The sequence below is a fragment of the Thioalkalivibrio sp. ALJ1 genome (genome assembly GCF_000745395.1).
Classification (GTDB): Bacteria; Pseudomonadota; Gammaproteobacteria; order Ectothiorhodospirales; family Ectothiorhodospiraceae; genus Thioalkalivibrio.
In genome coordinates, this window is sequence record NZ_KN050684.1 from 142,499 (window position 1) to 169,044 (window position 26,546).

Sequence of the window (26,546 nt, forward strand, 5' to 3'; positions counted from 1 at the left end):
GTTAAAGCGTTTCAATCATGCTGCGCCCGGTCGCTTAACCCGGCGTGAATAGCGTTGGAGGTAATGACGAACGGTGTCACACGACCCGAGACATGGACCTCGCTTGGGGCCCTTGGTTCGAGTCGGAGGCCTCAGTCTTTCGACCCCGGCACCAGCACCTCGCGGTTGCCATTGGACTGCACCGGGCTGACCAGACCGGCGGCCTCCATGTCCTCGACCATGCGCGCGGCGCGGTTGTAGCCGATCTTCAGCCGGCGCTGGACGAACGAGATCGAGGCCTTGCGCGACTCGATCACGATCTGCACCGCCTGGTCGTACAAGGGGTCGCTCTCGCTTTCGCCCTGGCCCGGGGACTCCAGCCCGGGAATACTCGCCGCGCCGGCCTCCGGCTCGTCGAGGATGGCCTCGTTGTAGTCCGGCTCGCCGGTGGACTTCAGGTACTCGACCACCTGATGCACCTCGTTGTCGCCGACGAAGGCCCCGTGGACGCGTTCGGGCATCGCCTTGCCCGGTGGCAGGTAGAGCATGTCGCCATGCCCTAGCAGATGCTCCGCCCCCATCTGATCCAGGATGGTGCGTGAATCCACCCGCGAGGAGACCTGGAACGCAATACGTGTAGGGATGTTGGCCTTGATCAAGCCGGTGATCACATCCACCGAAGGCCGCTGGGTCGCCAGGATCAGATGGATGCCGGCGGCGCGAGCCTTCTGCGCCAGCCGTGCGATCAGCTCCTCTACCTTCTTGCCGACCACCATGATCATGTCGGCAAACTCGTCGACCACGATCACGATGAACGGCAGCGTCTCCAGCTCCGGCGCCTCGGTCTCGGTGATCGCCTCTTCCGGCTTGAACAGCGGGTCCTTCAGCGGCTCTCCGGCCGCCTCGGCATCCCGCACCTTCTTGTTGAAGCCACCGATGTTGCGCACGCCCATCGCCGACATCAGCTTGTAACGCCGTTCCATCTCCGCCACTGCCCAGCGCAGGGCGTTGGAGGCATCCTTCATGTCAGTGACGACCTCGCACAGCAGGTGCGGGATGCCCTCGTAGACCGAAAGCTCCAGCATCTTCGGGTCGATCAGGATCAGCCGAACCTCGTCCGGGGTCGCCTTGTACAGCAGCGACAGCAGCATGGCATTCACGCCCACCGACTTCCCGGACCCGGTAGTCCCGGCCACCAGCAGGTGCGGCATCTTTGCCAGATCCGCCATCACCGGGGCACCCCCGATATCCTTGCCCAGCGCCATCGTCAGCGGTGACTTGTTCGAGTCGAACAGATCCGAGCGCAGGATCTCGGACAGGGCCACGATCTCGCGATTCTCGTTCGGGATCTCCAGACCCACGGTCGACTTGCCCGGGATCACCTCGACGATGCGCACCGCCATCACCGACAGCGAGCGCGCCAGATCCGTGGACAGCCCGGAAATCCGCGAGGCCTTCACCCCAGCCGCCGGCTGCAGTTCGAAGCGCGTAATCACCGGGCCCGGCTGCACGGCCACGACCTCGACCTCCACGCCGAAGTCCTTGAGCTTGAGCTCCACCAGCCGCGACAACGCCTGCAGAGACTCCTCGGAGAAACCCTCGGGCGGTGGAGGCGGCTCGTCCAACAGCGACAGCGGAGGATGCGGATCGGCCCCGCTGCCCTCGGTGAACAGCGGGACCTGTTTCTCCTTCTGTACCCGCGGGCTGGGGGGCGGCGTCTCGATGCGCGGCTCCACCCGCGACGGCGCACGCTTCTCGGTGCGCTTGCGCTCCTTCTCCACGCGGGTCTCGCGTTCGGCGCGTTCGCGGGCGCCAATGCGCCGGTCGCGCGCGGAATCGATCGCCGCGCGGGTGCGTTCCCAGGCGCGCACGGCCAGCTGACCGAGACGGTCCATCAGCAGGAACCAGGAGAGCCCGGTGAAAAGCGTCACCCCGGCAAGGAACAGCGCGAGCAGCACCAGCGTACCGCCGACCAGGCTCAACCCGGCCACCGCCCAGCCGCCGAAGAGGTCTCCCAGGATGCCGCCGGCATGCACCGGCATTCCGCCCGGCAACAAGTGCAGCGCCGCCAGCGCGGAGCCGGAGATCAGCGCGACGATCAGGGCAACGCCACGCACCGTCAGCTCCATCGGGCTCGCAATCTGCGCCTCGCGGCGGTGGCGGAACAGCCACCAGCCGATGCCGGCGACCGCCAGCGGGATCAGGTAGGCGAGATAGCCCAGCAGATGGAAGACGATATCGGCGAACCAGGCACCGGTGGTGCCACCCAGATTACGCAGCCCTTCACCATCGCCGGTGGTGGACCAGGCGGCATCCCCCGGGTGGTAGCTCACCAGGGCCACCAACAGATACAACGCCAGCATGCCGAAGATCAGCAGCGCGCCCTCGCGCAGCCCACGCAGCAACTGGCCGCTCAGACTGGGCGCTGCGGCCGGCTCGATGGTCTTCTTGCCCTTGCCCCCGGTTTTGGCCTTGCTTGCGGCCATGTGCTCCCCATTGGTCCAGCCCGCGGTTGCGGGCATCTCGAAACAGCTTGCAGTTTACCGGTTAAGACGCCCTGCGTGGGGCCCCGGACTCGGAGCTGAGAAGCGGGTCCGGATCGGCCGACCAGATCCAGCCCTCGCGCTCGGCCAACACCAACTCGTCGGTGGAAGGCCCCACCGCTCGTCCGCGGAGAAAATCGGCCCCGGCAAGGACGCAAAGCACCGCATCCTGAACATCGTCGGTGACATCCGCGAGATTCGGCATCGGGTCCGCGAACGTGGCGACCAATCCCGAGTGCACCGCCGCGCGGTCGTCCCAGCCCCGCAGGCGACGCAGGGCCGCCGGATATACCTCGATCGCGGCGGACTCGTTGATCGGCCCCGCGCTTTGCGGCAGCGCGAACTCGAGGCCGCTTCGTGCACGCAGCTCCTGGAGCAACTGGACAGCCGCCAGCGCCATTCGCGCGATGAAGTTCGCGCCGACCTCCAGCGGGCGCTTGCCCAGCCGCGCCCGAATGACGCGGTCGGTATGGCGATGAAACATCGCATCCGCGGCTTCCGCGATGCCCTCCCCGGCGCGGTGGCCCGACAGCGCCTGGCCCAGTGCCGCCGGCCAGCCAAGCGGGGCATCCAGGCACAGCAGGACCGGATTCGGCGTGCTCATCCAGGCGCACAGTACGTCGGCGACCGGCTCCGACGGATGGGCGCGGCGCGCCTCCTCAAGGCGAATCTGGTCACCGGACCAGGAGGCCCGCGCCAGCCCGGTCTTGCGCGGCTGGGTCGCGCAATCCACACCGATGATGCAGACCTCCCGGCTCACGGGCAGCGCCCCCAAACGGCGAACACCGGATCGGCGTGATCCAGGCGCCCGGCGTAGGGGTCGTCCGCCGGACGCGGCAAGCCGCGCAAGGACCAGGTCGCAAGATCCTTAAAGCCCGACCGCAGGAACAGATCCAATACCAATCCCATGCGTTCGAAGTCGTACAACCGCCCCCACACCGCAATCGCCTTGGTCGGAAAGCAGCGATCGGAGAACGTGACCATGAACACCCCGTCCGGGCGCAGCACCTCGCGTACCGCGCGGAACACCGCCTCGGGCTGCGTCAGGTACTCGACCGACGCGGTACAGACCACGGCATCGAAGCTCGCCGTCGCATATGGCAGTTCCGGACGGAGGTTCAGGTCGTGCACCAGGGATGACGTCAGCCGGGGGTTGTCCGCCAGCTCCTCGGCGTTCATGCCCAGCCCGATCACGGCTTCCGGCGACTCGACTCGGTCCAGGTGGGACTCCCAGCTGCTCATCAAGTCGAGCACCCGCGCACCCACCGGAATGCAGGCGGAATACAGCGCGGCGATCTCGGCCCGCGCGGTCGCGTCCAGGTGGTGCACCCGGCGCGGTGCGGCATAGAACACCGCATCGGACTCCGGGTCCTCGCGCCCCAGCGCCCCGTCGACCCAGAAGTCGGTCGGTCGTCCACGCCAGCGGGCCTGCATGCCCGGCCCGCGGGCCGTCAGCAGCCGGGCAACATCCACCGTCCGCTCATCGTCACGCCCAACCTCGTGGCGCGCCATAACCCGCGCCTGCAGCCGCAGGTCGTGCCCCGCCAGCGGATGATTCAGATCCGCCACCAGGTGATCACCCTCCAGCGCCCCGATCCGGAACAGCTCGCGATCCCCGGCCTCGATCCCCGCATGACCGGCAAGGAACGCACGCGGGTAGAAACGCCCCGCATGGGGCTCCACCCGGCGATGCCGGCGCAGGTCCCGGTTGAATGCCGACGCCGGGAGCTCCAGCACGCGGTCGGGCTCCTCTTGCGGAACCAGGGCCGCGGCGGTTTCGCGGGAGGCCTCGTGCGCCGCCCCCGCGCCCCACCCGCGCAGGGCAGCCCCGAGATCGCCCGGCCAGCGGTCCCGTTCCGGCTCCAGCCACGGCAGGAACAGACACTCCCGGTGACGGGCCTCGGCACTCGCCCAGTCCAGCGTGAAGCCGACATCCACCGCCATTCCCTGCGTCGGGCGCGCTTCACTGTTGCTCGGATCGGCGAATGGATTCCGCATGAACACCCTCCCGCTGTATTTCCCTAGACTGCCTCGTTGACGATCTTCCGGTTATGGTACGGGCAAGCCCCCACCGGATGTCCGCATGCCCCGCACCCTCTGCTCGCTCCCGTTTATGTCGCTGCTGGCCGGCGCAGTGCTCGTGTTCGCCACGTTGCTTACCCTGCCGTCCGCTCAGGCCAAGGAAAATGGAGCCAGCGGCATCGGCGCCGACTCGACCCTGCGCGTGGGGACGCGCTTCGTGCCACCGTTCGTGATTGCGCCGGAGGAGCCGGGCGCCGCTCCTTCCGGCATTGCCATCGAACTGTGGGAGCGGGTCGCGGAACGCATGGAACTGGACTCCGACTACCGGGAGACCAGCCTCGAGGGACTCATCGAGGGCCTGGGCGACGACCGTATCGATATCTCGGTCGCGGCCCTCACCGCAACCGCCGAACGCGCCGAACGGGTCGACTTCACCCATCCGTACTACAGCACCGGGCTGTCGATTGCCGTGCCCCAACAAGGCAATCCAATCGCCGGGGCCCTGCGCGCGTTCATCTCCGTACCCTTCCTGATGGTCATCCTCGCGCTCTCCGGACTGCTCCTGCTAGTGGGTGCGCTGCTGTGGCTGTTCGAACGCCGGCGTAACGCCGACGAGTTCGGCGGCAGTGCCGCACAAGGGCTCGGCGCCGCATTCTGGTGGGCCGCCGTGACCATGACCACGGTGGGCTATGGCGACAAGGCTCCGCGCACCCTGCCCGGCCGCGCGATCGCGCTGGTCTGGATGTTCGCGGCGCTGATCCTGGTCTCCACCTTCACCGCCGCGATCGCGACCACGCTGACCGTCAGCTCGCTGGATACCGGCATCCAGAATGTCTCCGACCTGGAGGGCCAGCGCATCGCCACGATTGGCGGCTCCAGTGCCGCCGCCTGGCTGGACGACCAGGGCTTTGTCTACCGCGACCATGCTGACCTCGCCACCGCACTGGGCGCAGTCGCCGAGGGCCGCGCCGACGCTATGGTCTACGACGCTCCGCTGCTGCGCTATCAGGTCCGCGAGCACTTTGCGGGGCAACTGGAGGTCCTGCCGGTCGAGTTCCTGCGCCAGGACTATGCCCTGGCACTGCCCCAGGGGTCGCCACTGCGCGCCCCAATGAACGTCGCTATCCTTGAGATTCTGGAATCCGACGACTGGCAACGGGTGCTGCGGCGCTATCTCGGCAACTGACGCAGACCACCGCGGGGAGGAAAAGCATCATGGCGGAGACCTTTCTGATCGCGATCGTCGACCAGGACCGTGAGGAGCAGGCCCTGGCCATCGCCGCGGAGGAAGGCGGCGCGGACGGTGCTGTGATCCAGGGTTCGGGGCTCGGTTTCCCCGAGCACATGGTCTTTCTCGGGGTGACCTACCAGGGCAACGAATCGGTCTGCATCTGGCAGCTGGAGACCGGGCAGGCCGAACGCATTGCGCAGCGCATGAACCTGGAACTCGACCTGCTCCAGCCCTACAACGGGCTTGCCTTCACCCTGGACGTGAGCGCCCTTAAGGGCATGGAGTTCATCGGCCACCTGACCACCACGCCCTGACGCGCCCGGATACGGAGACTCTGCCATGCAATTCGTTCTGCTCGCCGCCGTCATCCCGCGCACCCTGGCCGAACGCGCGATCGAGATCGTTCAGCGCGACGGGGCTGCCGGCCTGACCCTACTGGATGCCCAGAGCATCGCCCAGCTACGGCGCAACCCGGTCATGGACCTGAAGGACACCTCCGTTCGCAAGGTGCTGTTAATGGTGCTGGAGGCCGATCTGGCCCGCCGCATGCTGGAACACCTGGACGCGGAACTGGAACTGAGCCGGCAGGGCCACGGGTTTGCTGTGACCCTGCCGATCAAGGACATCGCCGGCATCAAGCCGGAACAGATCGAGCAGCTGCGCAAGACCCTGGAGCAGAGTCCGTCCGACGGAGACGCCACGCCGAGAGCATAACTTCAGTGCACGGCTTTCCGAGCGGGCATGGCACACCATGGGCGGGCGGCCGAGAGCCCTGGGCGCCGGCTCAACGCCAGGGCGGGTCCACGCCCTCGACGCGGTACTCGCGGCCCAGGGCCCGCATCAGGCTGAAGCAGCAGAAGACCAGGATGATCGCCACCGGCAGCCCGGCGGTCAGCGATCCGGTCTGCAGGCTGTCCAGCGCGCGCTCGCCACCGACGATCAGCAGCGTCGCCGCCACCGCCCCCTCGGTAATCCCCCAGATCACCCGCTGGCGCTTCGGCGAGTGCTTCGAACCGCGCGAGATCAGCGCATCCACCACGTAGGTGCCGGAGGCCGACGAGGTAATGAAGTAGGTCGCGATCAGCAGGGTCGCCACGCCGGAGGCAATCGTGGTCCAGGGTAGCTGGGCCAGGGTTGCGTACAGGGCCACGGTGGTGTCCTCGGCGACCGCCGCAGCGATGCCCGCGCCGTCGTCGAACAGCTCCATATGCAGCGCGGTGCCGCCGAAGATTGCCATCCAGGCGAACACGAACAGGCTGGGCAGGGCGAGCACGCCGACGATGAACTCGCGGATGGTGCGCCCGCGCGAGATGCGCGCGATGAAGATGCCGACGAAAGGCGACCAGGCGATCCACCACGCCCAGTAGAACATGGTCCAGTCCTTCTGCCACTGCGAGCCGCCGATGGCGTCGGTATGCAGGCTGAGCTGGACGATCTGCTGCAGATAGCCGCCGGTGGAGTCGAGGAAGAAGCGCAGGATGAACAGCGTGGGCCCGGCCACCAAGACGAACAGCATGAAGCTAATCGCCAGTACCAGGTTGAACACGCTGACCCACTTCAGCCCGCGATCGAGCCCGGAGATCACCGACAGCACCGCCACCGCGGTGATCGCGGTGATGATGCCCACCTGCCACCAGTGTGAGACCGGCATGTCGACCAGCACGTTGAGCCCGGTATTGAGCTGCATCGCGCCGAATCCCAGCGAGGTCGCCAGGCCAAACAGGGTGCCGAACACTGCGAGGATGTCGATCACATGCCCGATCGGGCCGTAGATGCGGTCCCCCAGCAGCGGGTAGAAGATCGAGCGAATGGTCAGCGGCAGACGGTGGCGAAAGCTGAAATAGGCGACCGACAGTCCCAGAACCACGTACACCGCCCAGGCGTGCAGGCCCCAGTGGAAGAAGGTGTAGACCATCGCCTGGCGCGCGGCCGCGTCGGTCTCGCCATCGCCGGTCGGCGGATGCTGGTAGTGCAGGATCGGCTCGGCCACGCTCCAGAACACGAGGCCGATCCCCATGCCGGCGGAGAACAGCATCGCGAACCAGGCGGCAAAGCCGAACTCCGGCCGGTCATCCGGCTGCCCCAGCCGGATCACGCCGTAGCGGCTGAAGCCCAGCCAGATCAGAAAGCCGAGGAAGAAGGTCACCACCAGCAGGTAGCCCCAGCCGAGATACTCGGTGATGAAGCCGTGGATGCTGGCGAACACCTCGCTGGCCGTGGCGGGGAAGATCACCCCGAAGGCGACGAACACCACGACCATGATCGCGGAGGCGGTGAACACCGTCGGGTTCACCGTGGCAAAGAAGGCCTCCGGGCGGTAGTCACTCATGCCGCGGCCTCCCCGCGGGCCGGATCAGGCCGGCGCATCGGGATCCGCGCCCTCGTCGGCGGAGCACAGCGCCCCGGTGAGATCCGCCTCGTCCAGCACGTGTCCCTCGGCCGCGGCATCGAACTGGCTGCGGGTCGCCCCCGCCTCCAGCTCCAGCTCGGCATCCAGCGCCAGCAGGCGGAAGCGGTAGTGGTGACAGCCCTCCGGCGGCACCGGGCCGAGGTAGCCGACCTTGCCGAAGGCATCCATCCCCACGCGCCCCTCGCGGGGCAGGTGCAGGGCATCCACGCAATGCGTATCCGGCGGCAGGTTCCAGACCAGCCAGTGGGTGACCTCCCCCAGCGGCGAGTCCAGGTCCTCCAGGATCAGCGCGAGGCTGCGCGCGCCCGCCGGCACCTCGCGGATCTCCAGCTGCGGCAGCTGGTTGGCATCCCGCGCCGAGACCTCGATCGGCATCCGTTCTCCATCGGCAAAGGCAGGACTGCTCAATCGCATGGCCCGCATCCTCCTCCATGACCCGGTTACAGGCTCGCCCGCGCCGGGATACGGGTCAACCCGGGCACACGGCAATCCGGACCCGGGTTGATCGGGATCAAGTCCCCGGCCGTTGCTTGCCCATCGCACCCGCGTCGCGCGTACACTTCACCGTATGGCACAACTGACCTTTCAGGGGGCGACCGGCGAGGTCACCGGATCGCGTTATCTCCTCGAGACCGACGACACCCGCATCCTGCTGGAATGCGGCATGCACCAGGGCAACAGCGATGCGGACGAGGCGAACCGCGCCCCGCTCGCCGAGCTGGCGGAAAGCCTCGACGCGGTGGTGCTGTCGCACGGCCACCTCGACCACTCGGGGCTGTTGCCGAAGCTGGTGCGCGACGGGTACCGCGGTCCGATCTACTGCACGCCGGGCACCGAGGAACTGCTCGAGATCATGCTCGAGGATGCCGCGTTCGTGATGAGCAAGGACATCGAGTGGGAAAACAAGTGGCGCCGGCGGGCGGACAAGCCGCTGGTGGAGCCGGTCTACGACATCGATGATGTCGCCACCGCCCTCGGGCTGTGCGAGGCCGTGCCCTACGGCCAGGCGCGCAAGATCGCGGGCGGGATCGGCCTGACCTTCCGCGATGCCGGGCACATCCTCGGTTCCGCGATCGTGGATCTGATCGTGCCCTCCGGCGGGCGTGACCGGCACCTGGTGTTCTCGGGCGATCTCGGCAATGACGACGCCGTGCTGATGCACGAGCCCGCGCGCCCGGAACACGCCGACCACGTGCTGCTGGAAAGTACCTACGGCGACCGCGACCACCGCCCGATGGAGGAGACAGTCGAGGAGTTCGCGCAGGTCCTGGCCGAGGCCGACAAGAGCGGCGGCAACGTGCTGATCCCGGCCTTCGCGGTCGGCCGCACCCAGGAGATCCTCTACCACCTGAGCATGCTGCACCACGCCGGGCGCCTGCCGCAGCAGAAGGTCTTCCTCGACAGCCCGATGGCGATCAAGGTCACCGAGCTCTATGCGCGTCTGCGCAGGAACCTGGATCCTGACGACATGGAACGGCTGCACGAGGCCGCAAACGGTGACCCGGCCGGCTATCTGCCCCCGTTACAGGTCTGTCGCACGGTGGAAGAATCCATGGCGATCAACCGCATCACCGGCGGCGCGATCATCATCGCCGGCTCCGGCATGTGCAATGGCGGGCGCATCCGTCACCACATGAAGTACAACCTGTGGCGGCGCGAGGCCCATCTGGTGATCGTCGGCTTCCAGGCCTCCGGTACGCTCGGTCGGCGTCTGGTGGATGGCGCCGAACGGGTCAAGCTGCTGGGCGACGAGGTCGCGGTGAACGCCAAAATCCACACCCTGGGCGGCTTTTCCGCCCACGCCGGGCGCAGCCAGCTGCTCGACTGGGCGCGCGGCTTTCAGGACCAGCCGGTGTTCCATCTGGTCCACGGCGAGCCGGAGGCGCGCGAGGCCCTGGCTGCCGGCCTGCGCGACGAGCTGGGGGCCGAGGCGCATGTGCCGGCCTTCGGCGAGACCATCACCCTGTAACGCCGCACCCCCACAGCCGCGATGCCGGAGGCCGAAGCCGTCAGTACCTACGCCCTGATCGCCGGTTTCCTCGGCGGTCTCGGGCTGTTCCTGCTCGGGATGACCCTGCTGACCGACGGCCTGAAGACCGCCGGCGGCAAGGCCCTGCAACATATCCTCGGGCAGTGGACCCGCACCCGGCCGCGCGCCCTCGCCTCGGGCATGGGCGTGACCGCGCTGGTGCAGTCCTCCAGCGCGGTCACGGTCGCCACCATCGGCTTCGCCAACGCCGGCCTGCTGACGCTGGGCCAGTCGGTCTGGGTAATCTTCGGCTCCAACGTCGGCACCACCATGACCGGCTGGCTGGTCGCCCTGATCGGCTTCAACATCCGGATCGAGGCCTTCGCCCTGCCGGCCATCGGCATCGGCGCCCTGCTCTATCTGTTCATGAAGGCCGCCCGTCCCCGCCACCTGGGTCTGGCGCTGGCGGGCTTCGGCCTGCTGTTTCTGGGCATCGATGTGCTGCGCGAGGCCTTCGAGGGCCTGAGCACTACCGTCGACCTCGGCGCGCTAACGCGACCAGGCTTTGCCGGGCTGCTGATCATGGTCGGCATCGGGGCCCTGCTCACGGTACTGATGCAGAGCTCGTCGGCCTCCATGGCCATGGCTCTGACCGCCGCGATGAGCGGCGCGGTACCGCTGGAGGCTGCGGCTGCCGCAGTGATCGGTGCCAACCTCGGGACCACGGTGAAGGCCCTGCTGGTGGTCATCGGCGCCACCCCTAACGCCAAGCGCGTCGCGGCGGCACATGTCATCTTCAACGGCCTGACCGCGATCGTCGCGCTGCTGATCCTGCCGTGGTTCCTGGCCGCGATCGCCTGGATCTGGGGCAGCACGGGTGAGGCACCGGCACCTGCGATGCTGCTGGCGTTGTTCCACACCGCCTTCAACTTGCTCGGCGTGGCGCTTATGGTCCCTCTTGCGGGACCGATGATCCGCTATCTGCAACGCCGATTCCGCACCGCCGAGGAAGACATCGCGCGTCCGCAGTACCTCGACAAGAACAGCGCCGGCATCCCAGATCTGGCCCTGCAGTCTATGCTGCAGGAAACCGGTCGGCTGGCCGACATCAGCCATTCGATCGCGCGCGAGGCCCTGCAACCCAATCCGCCCGCGGCCGGCACCCTCGACCGCCGAGGCCAAGCGGTCGAGCAGCTCACGCAGGCGATCAACGAGTTCGCCATTCGCACGACCAGCCACCCCATGCCCGAGGCGGTGGGCAACGGTATTGCAGAGACGGTGCGCATCGCCCGCTACCACCGCGAAGTCGCAGCGCTGGCCGATCAGATCGCCGACCTGCGGCGCGAAGCCAGTGGCGAGGCTCGCCCGAACGTCAGCGAGCAGCGCCGAGCTTGGCAGGAGCAGGCCATACGCGCCCTGGACCTGTGCAATCTGGAATCCGACGATGGTGACGATGGGCACGCTCTGGCGGCCACCGAAGCCGTCACCACCGTCGAGGCAGCGTACGCCGAACTCAAGGCCGCCCTCCTGCGCGAGGGCACTTTTGGATCCCTGGCGATGAGCGAGATGGAACGTCAGTTGCGCATCATCAGCACGGCCCGCCGACTGGTCACCCAGGCCGACAAGGCGCGCCGCCACACCGAGGCCCTGGAAAGCCAGATCCGCGGCCTGCGCAAGACCCTGGAACCGGAAAACGCATGATCGATCGCGACACGCTGCAACAGGCCATCGAACATCATCGCGCCGAGGTCCTGAAATTCGAGGGCCTCGAGTACGCCCGGCTGCTGGAACCCGTCAATCACTACCCACGCGGTAGCGTCGTGCTTCCCCAGGGCGCCGTGGTACCCGGGTATCCCTCCATTGGCCGTATCCAGTCACTGGAGGCGGGGCTCCCGCGCCAGTTCGACCAGCCGTTCTGGGCGGAAGAGAAGATCGACGGTTTTAATGTACGCATGCTGCGCCTCGACGGCGCCCTCTACGCCTTCAGCCGTGGCGGTTTCGTGTGCGCTTTCAGTACCGACCGGGTCCCGGATTTCATCGACCCGGCGGTGTTCGATGCCGAACCGGACCTGGTGCTGTGTGCGGAGATCGCCGGCCCGGACACGCCGTACCTGGAGGGTTCCACACCTCGGGTCAGCGAGGACGTCCAACTGTTCGTGTTCGACCTGATGCGCCTGGGCCAGCCCGGCTTTCTACCCCAGGACGAGAAGTTCGCCCTGATCGAACGCCACCACCTGCCGCCCGCCCCGCTGCACGGACAGTTCACTCCGCAGGACACCGAAGCCCTGGGCCAACTGATCCGGAAACTGGACGCCGAGGGTGCGGAGGGCCTGGTGCTGAAGACCGCCGACGGCATCCACCGCGCGAAATACGTGACCGGCGAGTCCTGCATCAACGACATCCGGGTGTGCGCCGAGCAGCTACTCGACTTGCCGCCGGAATATTTCACCAACCGTCTGACGCGGCTCGCGATCTACCTAGCCGAACACCCGCCCGAGGATCGGGCATCCCTGGAATGGGAACTGGGGGTCGCATTGCTGGCGGGACTGGACGGGGCCATTGGCAAGAGCCGAACCGTGGGACGCGTCTCGCATACCTATCGCTGCCGCTTCCGTGAGGAGGCCGGCGCGCGGCGCTTCATCCACCATATGCAGACCACTGGCGGGCGCCATGTGCGCTTCGTCGAGGGGACCCCGTACCAGGAAGGCGGCTACTGGGTGCTGGAATTCGAACGCCTGTTCGATCGCATCACCGGTACCCTGGCCTCGGCCTTGGCCGGCGATCGTCAGTACGACTGAGGCCCTTCGCCTGCTTGCAGGCGAACTCGGAAAAGGCCCCGACTCGCGGTCTCAAGTGGCGTTTCCACCCCGACCCGACTCGGAGAGGTTCTCCATCACCTGCCGGAGATAGTCGGCCGTCACCAGCTTGATGCCCATGCGATTGCCCAGCTTGCGCATGCCCTCGTCGGCACTGGCCAGTTCGGCATCCAGCTCCATTGCCAGCAACACGGCATCCACATCTTCGCGCGAATCCACCAGACCCTTGCGCATCGCCTCGCGGAAGCGCTCGCGCAGTTGGGTAATGAGTTCGGGCTTGAGGGATTCGGCCGCACCCGCCTGGCGCGTGTGCTCCTCGGCAATACGCAGGCCGCGGTCGATCCGGGTGCGCACCTCGTCGATAAATTCGTAAAGGATGTCGCTTGGTAGCGTAAGCGCGAACCGCCGTGGCGAACGCACCCAGACGACGGTCTCGAAATCGGCCGCCATGGCCTCGAGATCGCGCATCCCGCGAAATTCCTCGTACACCGACAGCGGCATGTAAAACTCGGCGGGGCAGTGGCGCGCCAGGTTGAGGAAAGTCCGCAGAATATCCTCCGGATCCTCGCCAAACTGGCCCGCGACATGCGGGTTGGTAAAGACACTGGTATCCAGCACGAATCGGCGCATCACGACCTCCTGTCGGCTCCCTTCATCATCGGCAGGGTCCGGCAGCCCGTCAACCGGTCCACGACACCCCGCCCGTGCCGACGCCTGTGGCATAATCGGAGAGTCTTTACCCAGCCGGACACGGATTGCCCTTGGCCACCCGAGCGGAAGTCGAAAAATTCCTGGAACGCCTGCGCGAGGATCTCGAACGTCACCAGATCGAGATCCCGACCCTGCCCGATGTCTCAGTACAGGCGCTGTTCATCACCCAGGACGAATCCAACTCCATCGCCGATCTGGTCAACCTGATCTCGCGCGACACGGCCCTGGCGTCGCGCCTGGTGCGCCATGCCAACAGCCCGGCTTACCGCGGGCTGACTCGCTGCGCGACTATCCGCTCCGCGGTGACCCGTCTGGGCATGGAACGCGCCCGCCAGACCATCACCGCGCTGTCCATGAAGGAGGTCTTCCAGAGCGGTAACGAGGCCATCCGAACCCGAATGGAGGGGCTGTGGAACCACAGCCTGGAGGTGGCGATCATCAGCTACCTGCTGGCCCGACGCCACCCCCATCTGGACCCGGACACCGCTCTGCTCGCAGGGCTCGTTCACGACATCGGCATGATCCCGATCCTGCGCCGCGCCGAGAAGACCCAAGAGATTTATGAGGATCCACGCGCCCTGCAGGCCGCGGCCGACGCCGCTCACGTCGCCATCGGCCGCGCGATGCTAAAGAGCTGGAACTTCGAGCCGGAGATCATCCGCGCCGTGGCCGAACACGAAAACCTCAAGCGCGAGCCGGAGGAAGGCGAACCGGTCAATTACAGCGACATCCTGCAGGCCGCCAACATCGAGAGCTACAGCTCCACGAACCACTGCCTTGCCAGCATCGACCGCAGCTCGGTCGCCTCCATCCGCCGCCTGGCGGCCAAGTCCGGCACCACCCGCCTGAACTGGGAAGACGATGCGATCGGCCTGGAGCACGTCAACCAGATGATCGAATGAACCCAACGGGGCGGGGGCGGTCTTCTTCTTACCGCCCCGGAACGGACGCCCGTATGCCCGCCATTCTCCAGCTCGTCTACGCCTCGCGCGCCACCTTCCGCGAGAACTCCTCAAGCCAGGGCATCGAACCCGAAGTCAGCCGCATCCTGATGCAGTCACGCCAGAACAACCCGCGCCAGGGAATTGTCGGGGCGCTGTACTATGGCGACGGGCATTTTTTTCAGTGCCTGGAGGGCGAACCCGAGGCCGTACGCAACACCCTGGAGCGGATCCGGCGTGACGATCGCCACGAGGAGGTCCGGATATTGCGTGAGCAACCTCTGGATGCTCCAGGTTTCGGCGAATGGTCGATGAAATACGTCCCGGCGGCGGCGGACGTCCGCCAGTTGCTCGAACGCTTTGGCCAGCGGCGGTTCGACCCCTTCACCTTCGACGATGATCGTATCGACGCCATGCTGGACCTGCTGCGTCAGGGCCGGGACAACGCACCCGGCGAGGGAGCGGGGTCGACGGGCCGCAAGACGCAGAACGCCGCGCGGGGCAGCGACCGTGCGCTGTTCGGGATCGGCCTGGTCGCTGTGGCGATCGTGCTCGGCGTGATCGGAGCCGCGACCTACCTGCTCGTCACGTCGTAGAGGCCTCGTATCGCAACATACCGGCAGGCCGGCCCACCGCCTTCAACAATCCGTGACTTAAGGAAACACTGATTTATGTGCACGCTCGCGCTCGAGTCGCCTCTGCGTGCGAACAAGGCGCAGCGACTGCCGTGCAGTCATTCTGCGCAAGGGAGCCGAAACGCTGTGCGCGCGCCCGTTCTTGATAACAACGGGCGGCCAAACCCCTTCGGGGTTGGCACCTCAGGTTCCTCGATCCTGCGTTGCGGCCAGAATCCGTCAAAAACGGGCCGATAGAACCACTACCGATTGCGCACCGCGCTTTGTATCGGAAAACCCGGGGTGCCAACGCGAGTGTGTACACTAATCAGTGTTTCGCTAATGTGCGGGCACCGGGAACGCCTGCTCGGTTTGATCGCGCCCACCCCGCTTGGCCCGGTAGAGCGCCTCGTCGGCAGCGACCAGTAGATCAGGACCATCCTCCTCGGGATAGTCAGCCGAACACACCATGCCGATCGAGATAGTGCAGCCGAAGCGCTCGTCCCGATGGTTGAAATTCAGAGCAGCAAAGTTACGGCGGATATCCTCGAGCACCCGCCGGGCATTCTCCGCATCGCATTCCGGCAACACCGCGACGAACTCCTCCCCGCCATAGCGGCCGATGATGTCGGACTGGCGCAGGCGCTGCCGCAGCAGGGTCGCGATCGACATAATCACCACATCTCCCACGGCATGGCCGTAGGCATCGTTGACCCTCTTGAAGTGGTCGATGTCGAGCATCGCCAACGTGACGGGTCGCCCGATCCGGCGAGCGCGCAACACCTCCCGACTGGCGGCCTCCTTGATGCTGGCGTGCTTGAGCAGTCCGGTCAGACTGTCCTTGCTGATCCGCTCCTCCAGCTGGCGTGCGCGCGCGATCCGCGAGCGAGCGGCGGCCACCAGTTGCACGTCGGAAATCGGCTTGGTCAGAAAGTCGTCCGCACCCCGACCCATGGCCTCGATCTGGCGCTCGATATCGGTTTCCGCGGACAGATACACAATCGGCAGATGGATGTAGGCCTCGTGCTGGCGAATCAGCCCCGCCAGGTCGGTGCCCGCGTATTCGGGCATATACAGATCCATCAGCACCAGTTCCGGCCGAAACGCAGCGATCGTATCCATGATCTCGCGCGGCGCATCCAGCACCCGGGCCTCCATCCCGGCGGCGGTCAGCAGCAGCCGCATATGCTCGGCAAGATCGACATCATCGTCCACGATCAGCACTCGCTGCGCAGGTGCATGGCGCTCCTCGAAGATCTGCGAGATGCGGCTCACGAGCCGGGGTACATCCAGCGGTTTCAGGAAATACCCCTGCGCGCCCAGCTGAACCGCGCGCACACGCGACGGAAAGTCATCTTTTTCGGAGAGAAAGATCAACGGGCACCCCAGCGCTTTCAACTCGGGGCAGTCCACCAGCCTGGTGGTTGCATTTTCACGGCCTTCGTCCAGCATCACGTCGATCAGCAGCAGATCCGGCTGCTCACCCTCCACTGCACGCTTGAGCGCATCAATGCCGTCGAACACTCGAACCGCATAGTTGAAGGACTGGAGCTGCTGCCCGAGCTGGCCGGCCAGTTCCGCATCGTCTTCGACCAGCCATACCTTCAGGGCACGGTCCACAGCGGGTCGAGTCTCGGGGAGCACACCCGCATCCGGTTGTTCCGAGGGCTCCATCGATTTGGCGGGTACGGTGCGGGAGAGTCCTGCGATCTCGTCCGCCAGCCACTGACGACTCGCAGCATCCAGTGCCAGCGCCTTCGCCCCAAGCCAGCTGCCGATCCGCTGCTCCAGCACACGCGCGGCGGCACTCAACTCCGCACAGCCGAAACTGCCCCCGCTGCCGGCCAGCTTGTGCAGACGCTGTTGCAGTTCGTCCAGCACCTCGCGGTCCTGCTCTTTCCCGGCCAACCGGCCCTGCAGAGAACTCAGTGCAGCCAGCTCATCCGGCAGGTGTTCCAAATACCGAGCACGCAGTTGTGCCAGGCGGTCTTTCAAGGTCTGCTCGGCGGTCGCATCCATCATGCCGCCCCCTGCCAGATCCGCCGTACCTCGTCGGAAAGCGTCATGGGGTCGAACGGTTTGGCGATCACGTCACGCGCCCCCAGCGACTTGTAGTGTGCGATCTCGGAGGGCTGCACCTTGGCGGTCATGAACGCCACCGGCACCTCGGCCAGTGCCGGAATGCCACGCAAGGCCTCCAGGGTCGTTGGGCCGTCCATCCCCGGCATCATCACATCCAGCAGGATCAGGTCCGGCGCAAAGGCCTCGGCCTCGCGTACCGCCTCCTCGCCCGAGGCACAGGTCTTCACGGTATAACCACCCACCGTCTCCAGGGCCAGCGTGGCAATCGCCTGAATATCCGGCTCGTCTTCGACATAGAGAATGCGCTGCAACTCGGACATTTTCGACTCCCCTGGGGTGGACCGCTACGGGTCCGTGGCGTGCCGGCCGTAGCCGCACCCTCATTCTGAACTGGATGGATAACCATTCGTGTCGCGGGCAAGCGGCAACTCGAACCAGAATGTCGCTCCCACGCCCTCTACGGAGTCAAAGCCTATACGCCCGCCCATATGTTCTACCAGTTCCCGGCTAATCGCGAGGCCGAGCCCGGTCCCGCCCTTCGTTCGGCTGTCGGAGCCATCCGCCTGTGCGAATTTCCCGAAGATCTGCTCGCGGAAGTTGTCCGGAACACCCGGCCCGTCATCCGCCACACTGACCCGGACGCCTTCAGTCGGTTCATTCAACGCCTGCACCGAAACCCGCACGCTGCCGCCCGGGGGCGAGAATTTCACTGCGTTCGACAGAAGATTGGCGAGCACCTGCAACAGGCGCTGGTCATCGACCCGAACCGCAACCCCGGGCACGCCACTATCGAGCACCAGCTGGACCTGGTGCTGTTCGGCATAACCCCGATAGCTCTCGAGCGCCTGTGCGAGTAGCGGCTCGAGCGGCTCCGCACGCATATTAAAGTGCAGCTTGCCCGCCGCGATCTTCTCCATATCGAGCAGATCGTTGATCAAGAGCGTCAGCCGCTCGCTGTTGCGCTGGGCAATCGTGACCATTTCGCCGACCTTATCCGGCAATACACCAAGCGCCCCGCTGGCCACCATCCCAAGGGCCCCCGAGATCGACGTCAGTGGCGTACGCAGTTCGTGGCTCACCGTGGAGACGAACTCGTTCTTCATGCGCTCCACCCGCTTGCGTTCGGTGATGTCCCGCACAACCCCCACATAGAGGGGTTCGCCGTGTTGCCTGACCTCCGATACAGAAACTTCCATCGGGAACACGGTTCCATCCTTGCGACGCCCCTGCAGTTCCCTGCTGGTGCCAATCACCCGCCGGTTGCCAGTGGCCTGATAATTACGCAGGTATACGTCATGGCTCTCACGATCAGGCCCGGTCATCAACACGCTTACATTGCGACCGGCAACCTCACGGGGCGTATACCCGAAGATGCGACTTGCACCCGGATTGAACGACTGGATCAACCCATCGCGATCGATCGTAATGATCCCGTCTACGATGTTATCGATGATCGTCTGCGTGCGAAGCGCCTGCTCCGCCAGGGCTCGCTCCGCCTCTATACGCTCGGTTACGTCTTCGTTCACGCCAATCGCCCGCACGACCACACCTGCCGCATCGGTTATCGCCTGTGCCATAGCGCGAATATGACGTGTCGCCCCATCGCCCCGGAGAATTCGGAACGTGAACTCGCGGGGTGTCCCGGGACGTCCAAGGATCGATTCGAGGCAGGCTTCTGCGTGCTCCACGTCTTCGGGCAGCAAGGCGCGCCTCCAGTCATCGGCATGGTGACCAAAATCGCGGGGTAACACGCCGTAAAGACGGAACATCCCGGAATCCCAGTCAAGCCGCCCGCTGGTCAGGTTCAAATCCCATACACCCAGATGCGCCGCCTCGGTCGCCAGCGTCAACTGCTGGGTGGCATCCCGGAAGCGCTGCTCGCTCTCGCGCAATTTGCGTTCAGCCTGCTTGCGGTCGGTTATGTCGGTGTAGACGGCAAGCCACACCTCACCCTGCACCGGGTGGGTGAAGGTACTGAATGAAGCCATACAGTAGAGTTCGGTGCCATTCTGGTGCCGCTGTCGCAGTTCCCCTTCCCAGGCGCCATGTTGCAGGATGCGGGCGGCGACATCCTCCAGCCGACTGGTGCCAGATTCGCGATCAGGCGGGCCGAGCTGGTGCCACGGCGTGTTGACCAGTCCGCCACGCTCGTATCCAAACATCTTCTCGGCGCCGGCATTGGCGTAGATGACGGCCTGGCTGCCCGAATCGATCAGCAACACCCCACCGTACATTTGCTCGAGCATACGCGCCTGCAGACGAATGTCGTCCTCCAGGGTGGCGTGACTGCTGATTTTCTGGTGACGGTAACGCTCGGGAATCACCGGTGGCTGTAGTTCGAATGCCTGGATGATGTCGAAGACACCCTCGCGGTTGCATCGCGTCAGATAGCAGTTGACCGCGGCATGCTGGGTCTCCGGGTCCATTACCACACTGCCCTGTGGCGCCGTCACGCGGACGGTCTTGAGTGCGTCGACCAGCGCCTCGGAATCGGTGCTGCCGGCGGCATTGGCTGCCGTGGCAAATGCCTTCACACAGACATAGGCGCCTTCGCTGAAGTTGGTAAGGGTGCCATTGCCGTGCGGCCAGATGCCATGGACATCGGGCATCTGTGCAAGCCGCTCCATAAAATCACGATTGGCATCGCTGTCAATGCTCATGAAATAGGTGTTGCTGGAGTACAGGCCTTCACGCACCTCTGGCGGCAGCTTGCTCGCCATCATCTCGTCGTAGTGCCCCATAACCACTGCAATACCTGACTTGAGTCCACGCTCGGAAAAGCGCGTAAGCAGGTTGATCTGGTCGGCTCCGGCAAAGTAGGGCACAAAGACGTCGGGGGCTGACGCCGCAACAACATCGAGCAGGCGATCGATCTCCTCTACGGCCACGCCGAGGTCGCGGTATTCCTCACCCAACGACTCACCGCCGCACTTCGCCAACGCGTCCTTGGCGGCTGCAATGGAGCCGCGGGGCCATTCGTAGTTGTTGCCGGCAAAGAAAAACCGCGGGCCGTACTGCTCCCGCATGTAGGGGATCATGCGGTCGATCTGCTGATTGGGCAGGGCGGCGAAGTGGAAGAAATAGCGGCTATCGATACTGCCTTCGTGGAAGGAAAAATTGAGCTGCGGAACCCGGTTCGGTTCGGCCACGCGATAGGCAACGGCGATACGGGAGTTGGACAGCAGGTTGCCAATGATGGCGGCGCAGCCATGCTGCTTGACCAGTTTCTCCGCCGCGGCGACCGCGCTCTCCGGCAAACTGCCGTCATCCTCGACCACAAGCTCCAGTGGCCGGCCCAGCACACCGCCCTGTTCGTTGATCTCGGCACAGGCGATCTCTGCGGCGCGGAGGATTTCTGGTCCGTATATGCTGACCAGGCCGGTCAGTGGCGGCATCAGGCCGAGCCTTACGCTCTCCACATTCACTGGGCACCCCCATGCTTGCCCCGGCCCTGCCCGGTCAGTGGCAGTTCGAACCAGAACGTCGCCCCCGCGTCCGGCACGGAGTCGAACCCAACCTCGCCACCCATGCGCTCCACCAGCTCCCGGGTGATCGCCAGTCCCAGGCCGCTTCCGCCCTTCTGGCGGGTGTCGGAGGCATCGGCCTGGGAAAACTTCTGGAAAATGCGTTCGCGGAACGCCTCCGGGATCCCGGGGCCGTGATCGATCACCGAGACGCGCACCTGCGCCTCGCCATGCTCCACCGTCATCCGCACCTCCTCACCCTCCGGCGAGAACTTGGCTGCGTTGGAGAGCAGATTGGCCAGCACCTGCTGCAGGCGGTCGGCATCCACTTCGACCCGGACCCCGTCGTCCTCCGCATCCAGCATCAGGTGCACCCCGTACTGGTCGGCATAGCTCTGGTTGCTGCGCACAGCCTGCTCCAGCAACGGGAACAGCGGCTGCTCTTGCATCTCGAAGCGCATCTTGCCGGCCACCAGCTTTTCCATGTCCAGCAGGTCGTTGATCAGCAGCCCCAGGCGCTGGCTGTTCTTGTAGGCAATGTCGATCATTGAGCGTGCCTGAGGGGAAAACTCGCCCAGTGCACCGCCGGCGATCAGCCCCAGCGAGCCATTAATCGAGGTAAGCGGCGTGCGCAGCTCGTGGCTGACGGTGGAGATGAACTCGTTTTTCATGCGCTCGATGCGCTTGCGCTCGGAGATATCGCGCACGATGGCAACAAAGCGTTCCGGTTCTCCTTCGGGTGCCATGTATTGCAGGAATATCTCTACCGGTAGCTGCTGCCCCTGTTTATGCTGATGTACGGTCTCGAAGGTGAGCGATGGTCGCTCGCCCGACAGGAGCGGCGCGACAAGCGTTCGAAACTGGATCTCATTGAGATCCGGTTGAATGTCATACGGATGCATGCCCAGAAGCTCATCCTGACTATAGCCCACCTGCTGCAGTGCACCCTCGTTGGCGTAGAAAAAGTGCATATCATCAGCGTCGAACATGAACACGCAATCCAGAGTCTGGTCGAGCGTGCTCTTGAAGCGGTTAAGGTCTGCGGTACGCGCCACGACCTGTTGTTCCAGTCCATCCCTGGCGCGTCGCAAGTCCAGTTCACTATGTTGCCGCCTGTCGATCTCCTGACGCATCTCCATTTGCTGAAACCGTGTGCGCTGCACCACCCAGCCCGCAATGAGGAGCACCAGAAGAACTTGAATAATCGCCAGCATCCAGATTGCCGCGTGCGTGCGTTCGAGTTCCTGCTGTAGGTCGCCAAGGTTTCGGCGGTTATGTGTCTCAAAATATTCGAAGATACGATCCATTTTCGCCATGACGGGCATCTGGACAGGCATTGCCTCCTCGATGAGGAGTGTACGGGCTTGTGCGCGGTCTCCTTTTACGGCTGCATCGAGAACGGACTGCAGAATCGGCGCCCCATGACTGGTCATTTCACGCAATTCGTCAAAAAGAATCCGTTCCTGCGAACTCCGTAATAAATCACTATCAAGTTGCGCCCGCGCCGCCATGAACCGGCTGGCCAGAAGATCAAAATCAATCTTCAGCTCATCGGTCAGAAAAGGGTCATCACTTAGAGTGATTAGGTTTATACGAATAAATCGTTCCCTTACGGCATCGCGCATGAGGTGTAACGCCTGAGTGCGCTCGCTGTGCTGCTGAATTTTTTCCGCACGCTCATTGATGATACTGACCCTTTCCAGAGCGAACACCACCATCGCGCCCATCACCACCAAAATGAGCAAAAACGCCAAATAGAGAAATGGAAGACGGGGCCAATTGATCGGTTGCCTCTTAGCCACGGTTCGGCTCACCATCAGGACCAACCGATATTGGCATTTTGAACCAGAAAGTCGCCCCCGCGTCCGGCACGGAGTCGAACCCGACCTCGCCGCCCATGCGCTCCACCAGTTCCCGGGTGATCGCCAGCCCCAGGCCGCTACCGCCCTTCTGGCGGGTGTCGGAGGCATCGGCCTGGGAAAACTTCTGGAAGATGCGTTCGCGGAACGCCTCCGGGATCCCGGGGCCGTGGTCGATCACCGAGACGCGCACCTGCGCCTCGCCATGCTCCATCGTCATCCGCACCTCGCCACCCTCCGGCGAGAACTTGGCTGCATTGGAGAGCAGATTGGCCAGCACCTGCTGCAGGCGGTCGGCGTCCACCTCGACTCGGACCCCGTCGTCCTCCGCATCCAGCTTCAGGTGCACCCCGTACTGGTCGGCATAAGTCTGGTTGCTGCGCACAGCCTGCTCCAGCAACGGGAACAGCGGCTGCTCTTGCATCTCGAAGCGCATCTTGCCGGCCACCAGCTTTTCCATGTCCAGCAGGTCGTTGATCAGCAGCCCCAGGCGCTTGCTGTTCTTGTGGGCAATCTCCAGCATCTCCTGCATCCGCTCCGGCAACGCTCCTGCCGCGCCGCCGGTCAGCAGCCCCAGCGAGCCGGAGATGGCGGTCAGTGGTGTGCGCAGTTCATGGCTGACGGTGGAGATGAACTCGTTTTTCATGCGCTCGATGCGCTTGCGCTCGGAGATATCCTCAATGATGGACCAGATCAGTTTGCGACCGGACTTGTCGTGCACGACCATTCCGTTGAGCAGCACGGGATACCGGGTGCCGTCCTTGCGGATGTATTCCTTCTCGTAGGGGCCGTAACGGCCCGTCTGTTCCATGCTCTCCAGTTGCTGCGCTTCCTGCGCTGCGTACTCCCGGGGAGTCACATCCCAGTAGCTGAGTGCAACGAACTCCTCGCGGGTATAACCGGTCGGGCGCAACAGGGCCGCGTTGAGATCCACAAACATCCCAGTCTCGTAATCGTTCAGCGCGATCCCCACCGGTGAGAGCTCGAACAGCCCCCGCAGGCGGGCCTCGCTGTCCGCGACGGCCAGCTCGGCCTCCTTTTCATCCGTGATATCCCGAATATATCCGTGCCACAGCGTACTGCCGTCGTCGAGGGGCTCGGGCGAGGCGTGACCCTGCACCCACCCCACGCGACCATCATCCCGCAGGGTGCGATACTCGCAATGCCAGTTACTCAGTTCCCGCCGCGACCGTTCGATGGACTGCGCCACCCGATCCCGGTCCTTCGGGTGCAGACTGCGGAACACCGCGCTGGCGTCCTCGCGTGCCGCCTCTGCGCTGATGCCGTAGATGCCCCGGATGCCGGGGCTGCTGTACGGGAAGGCGGCGCGACCGTCGGGCCACTGCCGATACTGATACACCATACCCGGGACCAGTGAGGTCAGCTTCTTCAACTGCTCGTGCGACTGCTCCCGCTCCAGGCTCGCGGCCACCCAGCGCCCCAACAGACGCACGAACATGCGTTCACCCTCGCTGAACGCGGCCGGTCTGGGGTGCGCCGACGAAAAGTTCAGGGTGCCAAAGCGCTGTCCCTCAACCTCCAGCACAACACCGATGTAGGCTTCCAGGCCGAAGTCCGCGTAACACGGGTGGCCCTGGTGCTCGGACGCGCCCATGTGCTCGATCGTCAGCAGGTCGTTGTGCGCAAGGGTCAGCGCACAGTAGGTACGCCCGAGCGCAAAGCGCTGACCACGCTCGAGGGGGGCGCCAGCCGGCGCGACGAACGCCCGCACCGTATAGTCGTCGCCGCAGATCCGGCTGACGATGCCCAGTTCCAGCCCCAGAAAGTTGGCCCCCATTTGTAGCGCGCGCTCGAGCTGGTCATCGAGGTCCAGCGCCACCAGGGATGCAATCTCGTTGAGCGCCGCGAACGCGTCCAGCTGGCGCTGATGCTGTTCACGATGTTCCCGTTCCCGGGTCGCATCGAGGATGAAGCCGTCGAGGTAGCATACTCGGCCATCCGGATCACGAATGGCGGAGCCCCGTTCCTGGGCCCAGCGGATACTGCCGTCACGATGCCAAATACGGTATTCAACGGACCAGTCGTTGCCGGCGCTCAAGGCCTGTTCCACCGCAGCCTGGACTCGTGCCTGATCATCCTCGTGGATCACGCTGGCGTAACTGCGCACGGCATTGTCGATGAAGTCGCTGGCAGGATAGCCCGACAGCGGATCCACCTGGTCGCTCATGTAGAGCATGGTCCAGTCCGAATCCGGCAGGCAGCGATAGGTGATTCCGGGGATATTGTCGACCAGCGAGCGGAACTGTTGCTCGCTCTCGCGGATCCGTTCGGCATCCTCGCGTTCCCGGGTCACATCGGACTCGATCGCGATGAACCCCTGCAACACCCCCTGCTCGTCGCGCAATGGGGTGCAGTGGATCCGCACCCAGTACGGGTGGCCGTCGATGTGGTAGTTCAACAGCTCTTCAACGAATGGTTCGCCACGCGCCAGCGCCCCACCGATCCGGGCTACCGTCTCCGGATCGGTCCCGGCACCCTGCAACAGTTCACCCGGCTGGCGGCCAAGCATTGCGTCCAGGGTGTAGCCACTCAAGCGGGTAAAGCCGTCGTTGATCCACTCGACCCGACCGTCGGCGTCGGTAATGATCACGCCATTGGTCGTCTCGCTCGCCACCCGGGACAGCCGCGCCCGCTCCAACTGGCCCGCCCGGTAACGACGACGAGTGCGAGCCGCATCCACCAACTGCCCCAGCGTGGCGAGCAGCGGCTGCAGAAACTCCACCAGTTCCGGGTCGTAGCCACCCGGACGGTTGGCGATCCCCAGCACGGCGATCCGCTCGCCCCCGTACTCGATGGGTATCCCCAGAAAGGCCTTGAGCGGCGGATGTCCTTCGGGCAACCCGCCGCTGCGCGGGTCTCCGGCGGGGTCATTGGCAATCACCGGCCCCGCGCCGGTCAGGGCCGCGCCGAACAGGGTCTCCAGGTTGTGAAACTCCAACCCCTGGGGTGCGTTGGCCGCATAGAAGGCGCGGGTCGCGTCATCCCAGGCGATATTGGTGATGGCACTGGTCTTGAGGTAAGGCGAACCTTCAGGCGTGTGCAGCACCTCTCCGATAAAGCCGTATTCGCTGTGGGTCAGCTCGAGGGAATCCGCAAGCAGTCCGTCAAAGACCTGCCCACGGTCCTGATCGGCATCGCGAATAAACGCCGACTGCGCACGGGTAATCACCTCGCCAAGCTGCCGCAGATCCCCCAGCGCATTGCCAAGCGCCCGCTGTTCGGTGGAGTCGATTTCCGCCGCGACCGCATCGGCGAGGTCACGCAGGGATCGTCGCTCGTCCTCGCTCAACTGCCGCGGCCGGCCGTCGATCAGGCAAAGCGTCCCGATCCGGTAACCATCGGAGGTTGTCAGTGGCGCACCGGCGTAGAACCGGATCTGCGGCTCCCCGGTCACCAGTGGGTTGTCGGCAAACCGGGCGTCCGCGCGCGCATCGGGAATCTCGAAGATATCGCCTCCGAGAATCGTATGCCCGCAAAAGGAGATATCACGCCCGGTCTCCGCCACCTCGAGACCCTGCCGCGACTTGAACCACTGCCGGTCCTCGTCCACCAGCGAAACCAGCGCGATGGACACCCCGAACATCCGCCGCGCCAGACGCGTCAGTCGGTCGAACCGCTCCTCAGCCGCGGTGTCCAGCAGCCCTCGAGCCCGCAGCGCTCGCAGCCGCTCTTTTTCGTTGCCGGGACAGGGAGGCGTTTTCAACGGAATTGGACCACGCACGATTCGCGGATACCCGATATTGCCACGTCCAACTTTCTGCCCCAACCAGGGAGACGCTGATTGAATCGCACGTCCGCGCTCGAGTCGCTTTTGCGTGCGAACAAGGCGCGGCGACTGCCGTGCAGTCATTCTGCACAAAGGAGCCGCAACGCCGTGCGCGCGC

At 65.0% G+C, this 26,546-nt stretch carries 19 protein-coding genes; 8 read left to right on the forward strand and 11 right to left on the reverse strand.

Going from position 1 to position 26,546, the window contains the following annotated elements; all coding sequences use genetic code 11:
* Nucleotides 1–131: 131 nt before the first annotated feature.
* From F462_RS03040 to F462_RS03050, 3 genes are all read right to left on the reverse strand, one after another.
* Nucleotides 132–2,465 carry a DNA translocase FtsK gene (locus tag F462_RS03040; RefSeq protein WP_038051456.1) on the reverse strand — a complete coding sequence of 778 codons (2,334 nt, stop codon included), beginning with the start codon at nt 2,463–2,465 and terminating at the stop codon, nt 132–134.
* A gap of 61 nt (nt 2,466–2,526) precedes the next feature.
* The gene (locus F462_RS03045) at nt 2,527–3,282 is read right to left on the reverse strand and encodes a DUF429 domain-containing protein (RefSeq protein ID WP_038054788.1); all 756 of its coding nucleotides are present in this window, start codon (nt 3,280–3,282) and stop codon (nt 2,527–2,529) included.
* Entirely contained in the window at nt 3,279–4,520 is a 1,242-nt protein-coding gene (locus tag F462_RS03050) for a methyltransferase domain-containing protein (protein ID WP_038051459.1), read from the reverse strand. The genes F462_RS03045 and F462_RS03050 overlap by 4 nt, the downstream gene beginning before the upstream one ends.
* Nucleotides 4,521–4,605: 85 nt before the next feature.
* Between F462_RS03050 and F462_RS03055 the strand changes: the two genes are divergently transcribed.
* From F462_RS03055 to F462_RS03065, 3 genes are read left to right on the forward strand one after another with little or no spacing between them, the layout of a single operon-like run.
* Nucleotides 4,606–5,730, forward strand: coding sequence for a transporter substrate-binding domain-containing protein (locus tag F462_RS03055; protein ID WP_038051461.1), 1,125 nt, complete (start codon nt 4,606–4,608; stop codon nt 5,728–5,730).
* A gap of 29 nt (nt 5,731–5,759) precedes the next feature.
* Nucleotides 5,760–6,089 carry a hypothetical protein gene (locus F462_RS03060; protein ID WP_038051464.1) on the forward strand — a complete coding sequence of 110 codons (330 nt, stop codon included), beginning with the start codon at nt 5,760–5,762 and terminating at the stop codon, nt 6,087–6,089.
* 25 nt (nt 6,090–6,114) lie between these two features.
* Nucleotides 6,115–6,489: a hypothetical protein gene (locus tag F462_RS03065; RefSeq protein ID WP_038051466.1), complete on the forward strand. Its 375-nt coding sequence runs from the start codon at nt 6,115–6,117 to the stop codon at nt 6,487–6,489.
* A 70-nt stretch (nt 6,490–6,559) separates the two neighbouring features.
* On the opposite strand, the gene F462_RS03070 is transcribed toward F462_RS03065, so the two are convergent.
* Together F462_RS03070 and F462_RS03075 are read right to left on the reverse strand one after the other, a co-directional pair.
* Entirely contained in the window at nt 6,560–8,104 is a 1,545-nt protein-coding gene (locus F462_RS03070; RefSeq protein WP_018141866.1) for a BCCT family transporter, read from the reverse strand.
* Between the two features lie 24 nt (nt 8,105–8,128).
* Complete coding sequence (locus tag F462_RS03075) at nt 8,129–8,560, reverse strand: YbhB/YbcL family Raf kinase inhibitor-like protein (protein WP_018141867.1); 432 nt, start codon at nt 8,558–8,560, stop codon at nt 8,129–8,131.
* A gap of 193 nt (nt 8,561–8,753) precedes the next feature.
* On the opposite strand from F462_RS03075, the gene F462_RS03080 reads away from it, so the two are divergent.
* Genes F462_RS03080 through F462_RS03090 form a run of 3 tightly spaced genes read left to right on the forward strand, consistent with a single transcriptional unit; the run spans nt 8,754 to nt 12,952 of the window.
* A complete protein-coding gene (locus F462_RS03080) occupies nt 8,754–10,154 on the forward strand; it encodes an MBL fold metallo-hydrolase RNA specificity domain-containing protein (RefSeq protein ID WP_038051469.1) in 1,401 nt (466 codons plus the stop codon).
* A gap of 21 nt (nt 10,155–10,175) precedes the next feature.
* Nucleotides 10,176–11,855, forward strand: a complete 1,680-nt coding sequence (locus tag F462_RS03085) for a Na/Pi cotransporter family protein (RefSeq protein WP_038051471.1) — start codon at nt 10,176–10,178, stop codon at nt 11,853–11,855.
* Nucleotides 11,852–12,952: an RNA ligase gene (locus F462_RS03090; protein WP_038051473.1), complete on the forward strand. Its 1,101-nt coding sequence runs from the start codon at nt 11,852–11,854 to the stop codon at nt 12,950–12,952. The genes F462_RS03085 and F462_RS03090 overlap by 4 nt, the downstream gene beginning before the upstream one ends.
* Nucleotides 12,953–13,003: 51 nt before the next feature.
* Here the strand turns inward: F462_RS03090 and F462_RS03095 are convergent, their stop codons facing one another.
* Entirely contained in the window at nt 13,004–13,600 is a 597-nt protein-coding gene (locus F462_RS03095) for an RNA ligase partner protein (RefSeq protein ID WP_038051476.1), read from the reverse strand.
* 131 nt (nt 13,601–13,731) lie between these two features.
* On the opposite strand from F462_RS03095, the gene F462_RS03100 reads away from it, so the two are divergent.
* Nucleotides 13,732–14,583, forward strand: coding sequence for an HDOD domain-containing protein (locus F462_RS03100; RefSeq protein WP_038051479.1), 852 nt, complete (start codon nt 13,732–13,734; stop codon nt 14,581–14,583).
* A gap of 53 nt (nt 14,584–14,636) precedes the next feature.
* Complete coding sequence (locus F462_RS03105) at nt 14,637–15,218, forward strand: BLUF domain-containing protein (protein WP_038051482.1); 582 nt, start codon at nt 14,637–14,639, stop codon at nt 15,216–15,218.
* 357 nt (nt 15,219–15,575) lie between these two features.
* Here the strand turns inward: F462_RS03105 and F462_RS03110 are convergent, their stop codons facing one another.
* From F462_RS03110 to F462_RS03130, 5 genes are read right to left on the reverse strand one after another with little or no spacing between them, the layout of a single operon-like run.
* The gene (locus tag F462_RS03110) at nt 15,576–17,258 is read right to left on the reverse strand and encodes a diguanylate cyclase (RefSeq protein WP_038051484.1); all 1,683 of its coding nucleotides are present in this window, start codon (nt 17,256–17,258) and stop codon (nt 15,576–15,578) included.
* Nucleotides 17,255–17,638, reverse strand: a complete 384-nt coding sequence (locus tag F462_RS03115) for a response regulator (RefSeq protein WP_038051486.1) — start codon at nt 17,636–17,638, stop codon at nt 17,255–17,257. The genes F462_RS03110 and F462_RS03115 overlap by 4 nt, the downstream gene beginning before the upstream one ends.
* Nucleotides 17,639–17,698: 60 nt before the next feature.
* Nucleotides 17,699–20,737, reverse strand: coding sequence for an ABC transporter substrate-binding protein (locus F462_RS03120; RefSeq protein WP_256378275.1), 3,039 nt, complete (start codon nt 20,735–20,737; stop codon nt 17,699–17,701).
* Nucleotides 20,738–20,739: 2 nt separating this feature from the next.
* A complete protein-coding gene (locus F462_RS14055) occupies nt 20,740–22,599 on the reverse strand; it encodes an ATP-binding protein (protein WP_081911351.1) in 1,860 nt (619 codons plus the stop codon).
* On the reverse strand, nt 22,577–26,299 hold the full coding sequence (locus tag F462_RS03130; protein ID WP_081911422.1) for a PAS domain S-box protein: 3,723 nt from the start codon (nt 26,297–26,299) through the stop codon (nt 22,577–22,579). The genes F462_RS14055 and F462_RS03130 overlap by 23 nt, the downstream gene beginning before the upstream one ends.
* Nucleotides 26,300–26,546: the final 247 nt, after the last annotated feature.

Bases quoted from the DNA above. Each gene is read 5' to 3' on its own strand.
- F462_RS03040 (WP_038051456.1), bottom strand. From the start codon at position 2,465: ATGGCCGCAAGCAAGGCCAAAACCGGGGGCAAGGGCAAGAAGACCATC.
- F462_RS03050 (WP_038051459.1), bottom strand. From the start codon at position 4,520: ATGCGGAATCCATTCGCCGATCCGAGCAACAGTGAAGCGCGCCCGACG.
- F462_RS03055 (WP_038051461.1), top strand. From the start codon at position 4,606: ATGCCCCGCACCCTCTGCTCGCTCCCGTTTATGTCGCTGCTGGCCGGC.
- F462_RS03060 (WP_038051464.1), top strand. From the start codon at position 5,760: ATGGCGGAGACCTTTCTGATCGCGATCGTCGACCAGGACCGTGAGGAG.
- F462_RS03065 (WP_038051466.1), top strand. From the start codon at position 6,115: ATGCAATTCGTTCTGCTCGCCGCCGTCATCCCGCGCACCCTGGCCGAA.
- F462_RS03070 (WP_018141866.1), bottom strand. From the start codon at position 8,104: ATGAGTGACTACCGCCCGGAGGCCTTCTTTGCCACGGTGAACCCGACG.
- F462_RS03075 (WP_018141867.1), bottom strand. From the start codon at position 8,560: ATGCCGATCGAGGTCTCGGCGCGGGATGCCAACCAGCTGCCGCAGCTG.
- F462_RS03080 (WP_038051469.1), top strand. From the start codon at position 8,754: ATGGCACAACTGACCTTTCAGGGGGCGACCGGCGAGGTCACCGGATCG.
- F462_RS03085 (WP_038051471.1), top strand. From the start codon at position 10,176: ATGCCGGAGGCCGAAGCCGTCAGTACCTACGCCCTGATCGCCGGTTTC.
- F462_RS03090 (WP_038051473.1), top strand. From the start codon at position 11,852: ATGATCGATCGCGACACGCTGCAACAGGCCATCGAACATCATCGCGCC.
- F462_RS03095 (WP_038051476.1), bottom strand. From the start codon at position 13,600: ATGCGCCGATTCGTGCTGGATACCAGTGTCTTTACCAACCCGCATGTC.
- F462_RS03105 (WP_038051482.1), top strand. From the start codon at position 14,637: ATGCCCGCCATTCTCCAGCTCGTCTACGCCTCGCGCGCCACCTTCCGC.
- F462_RS03110 (WP_038051484.1), bottom strand. From the start codon at position 17,258: ATGATGGATGCGACCGCCGAGCAGACCTTGAAAGACCGCCTGGCACAA.
- F462_RS03115 (WP_038051486.1), bottom strand. From the start codon at position 17,638: ATGTCCGAGTTGCAGCGCATTCTCTATGTCGAAGACGAGCCGGATATT.
- F462_RS14055 (WP_081911351.1), bottom strand. From the start codon at position 22,599: ATGGTGAGCCGAACCGTGGCTAAGAGGCAACCGATCAATTGGCCCCGT.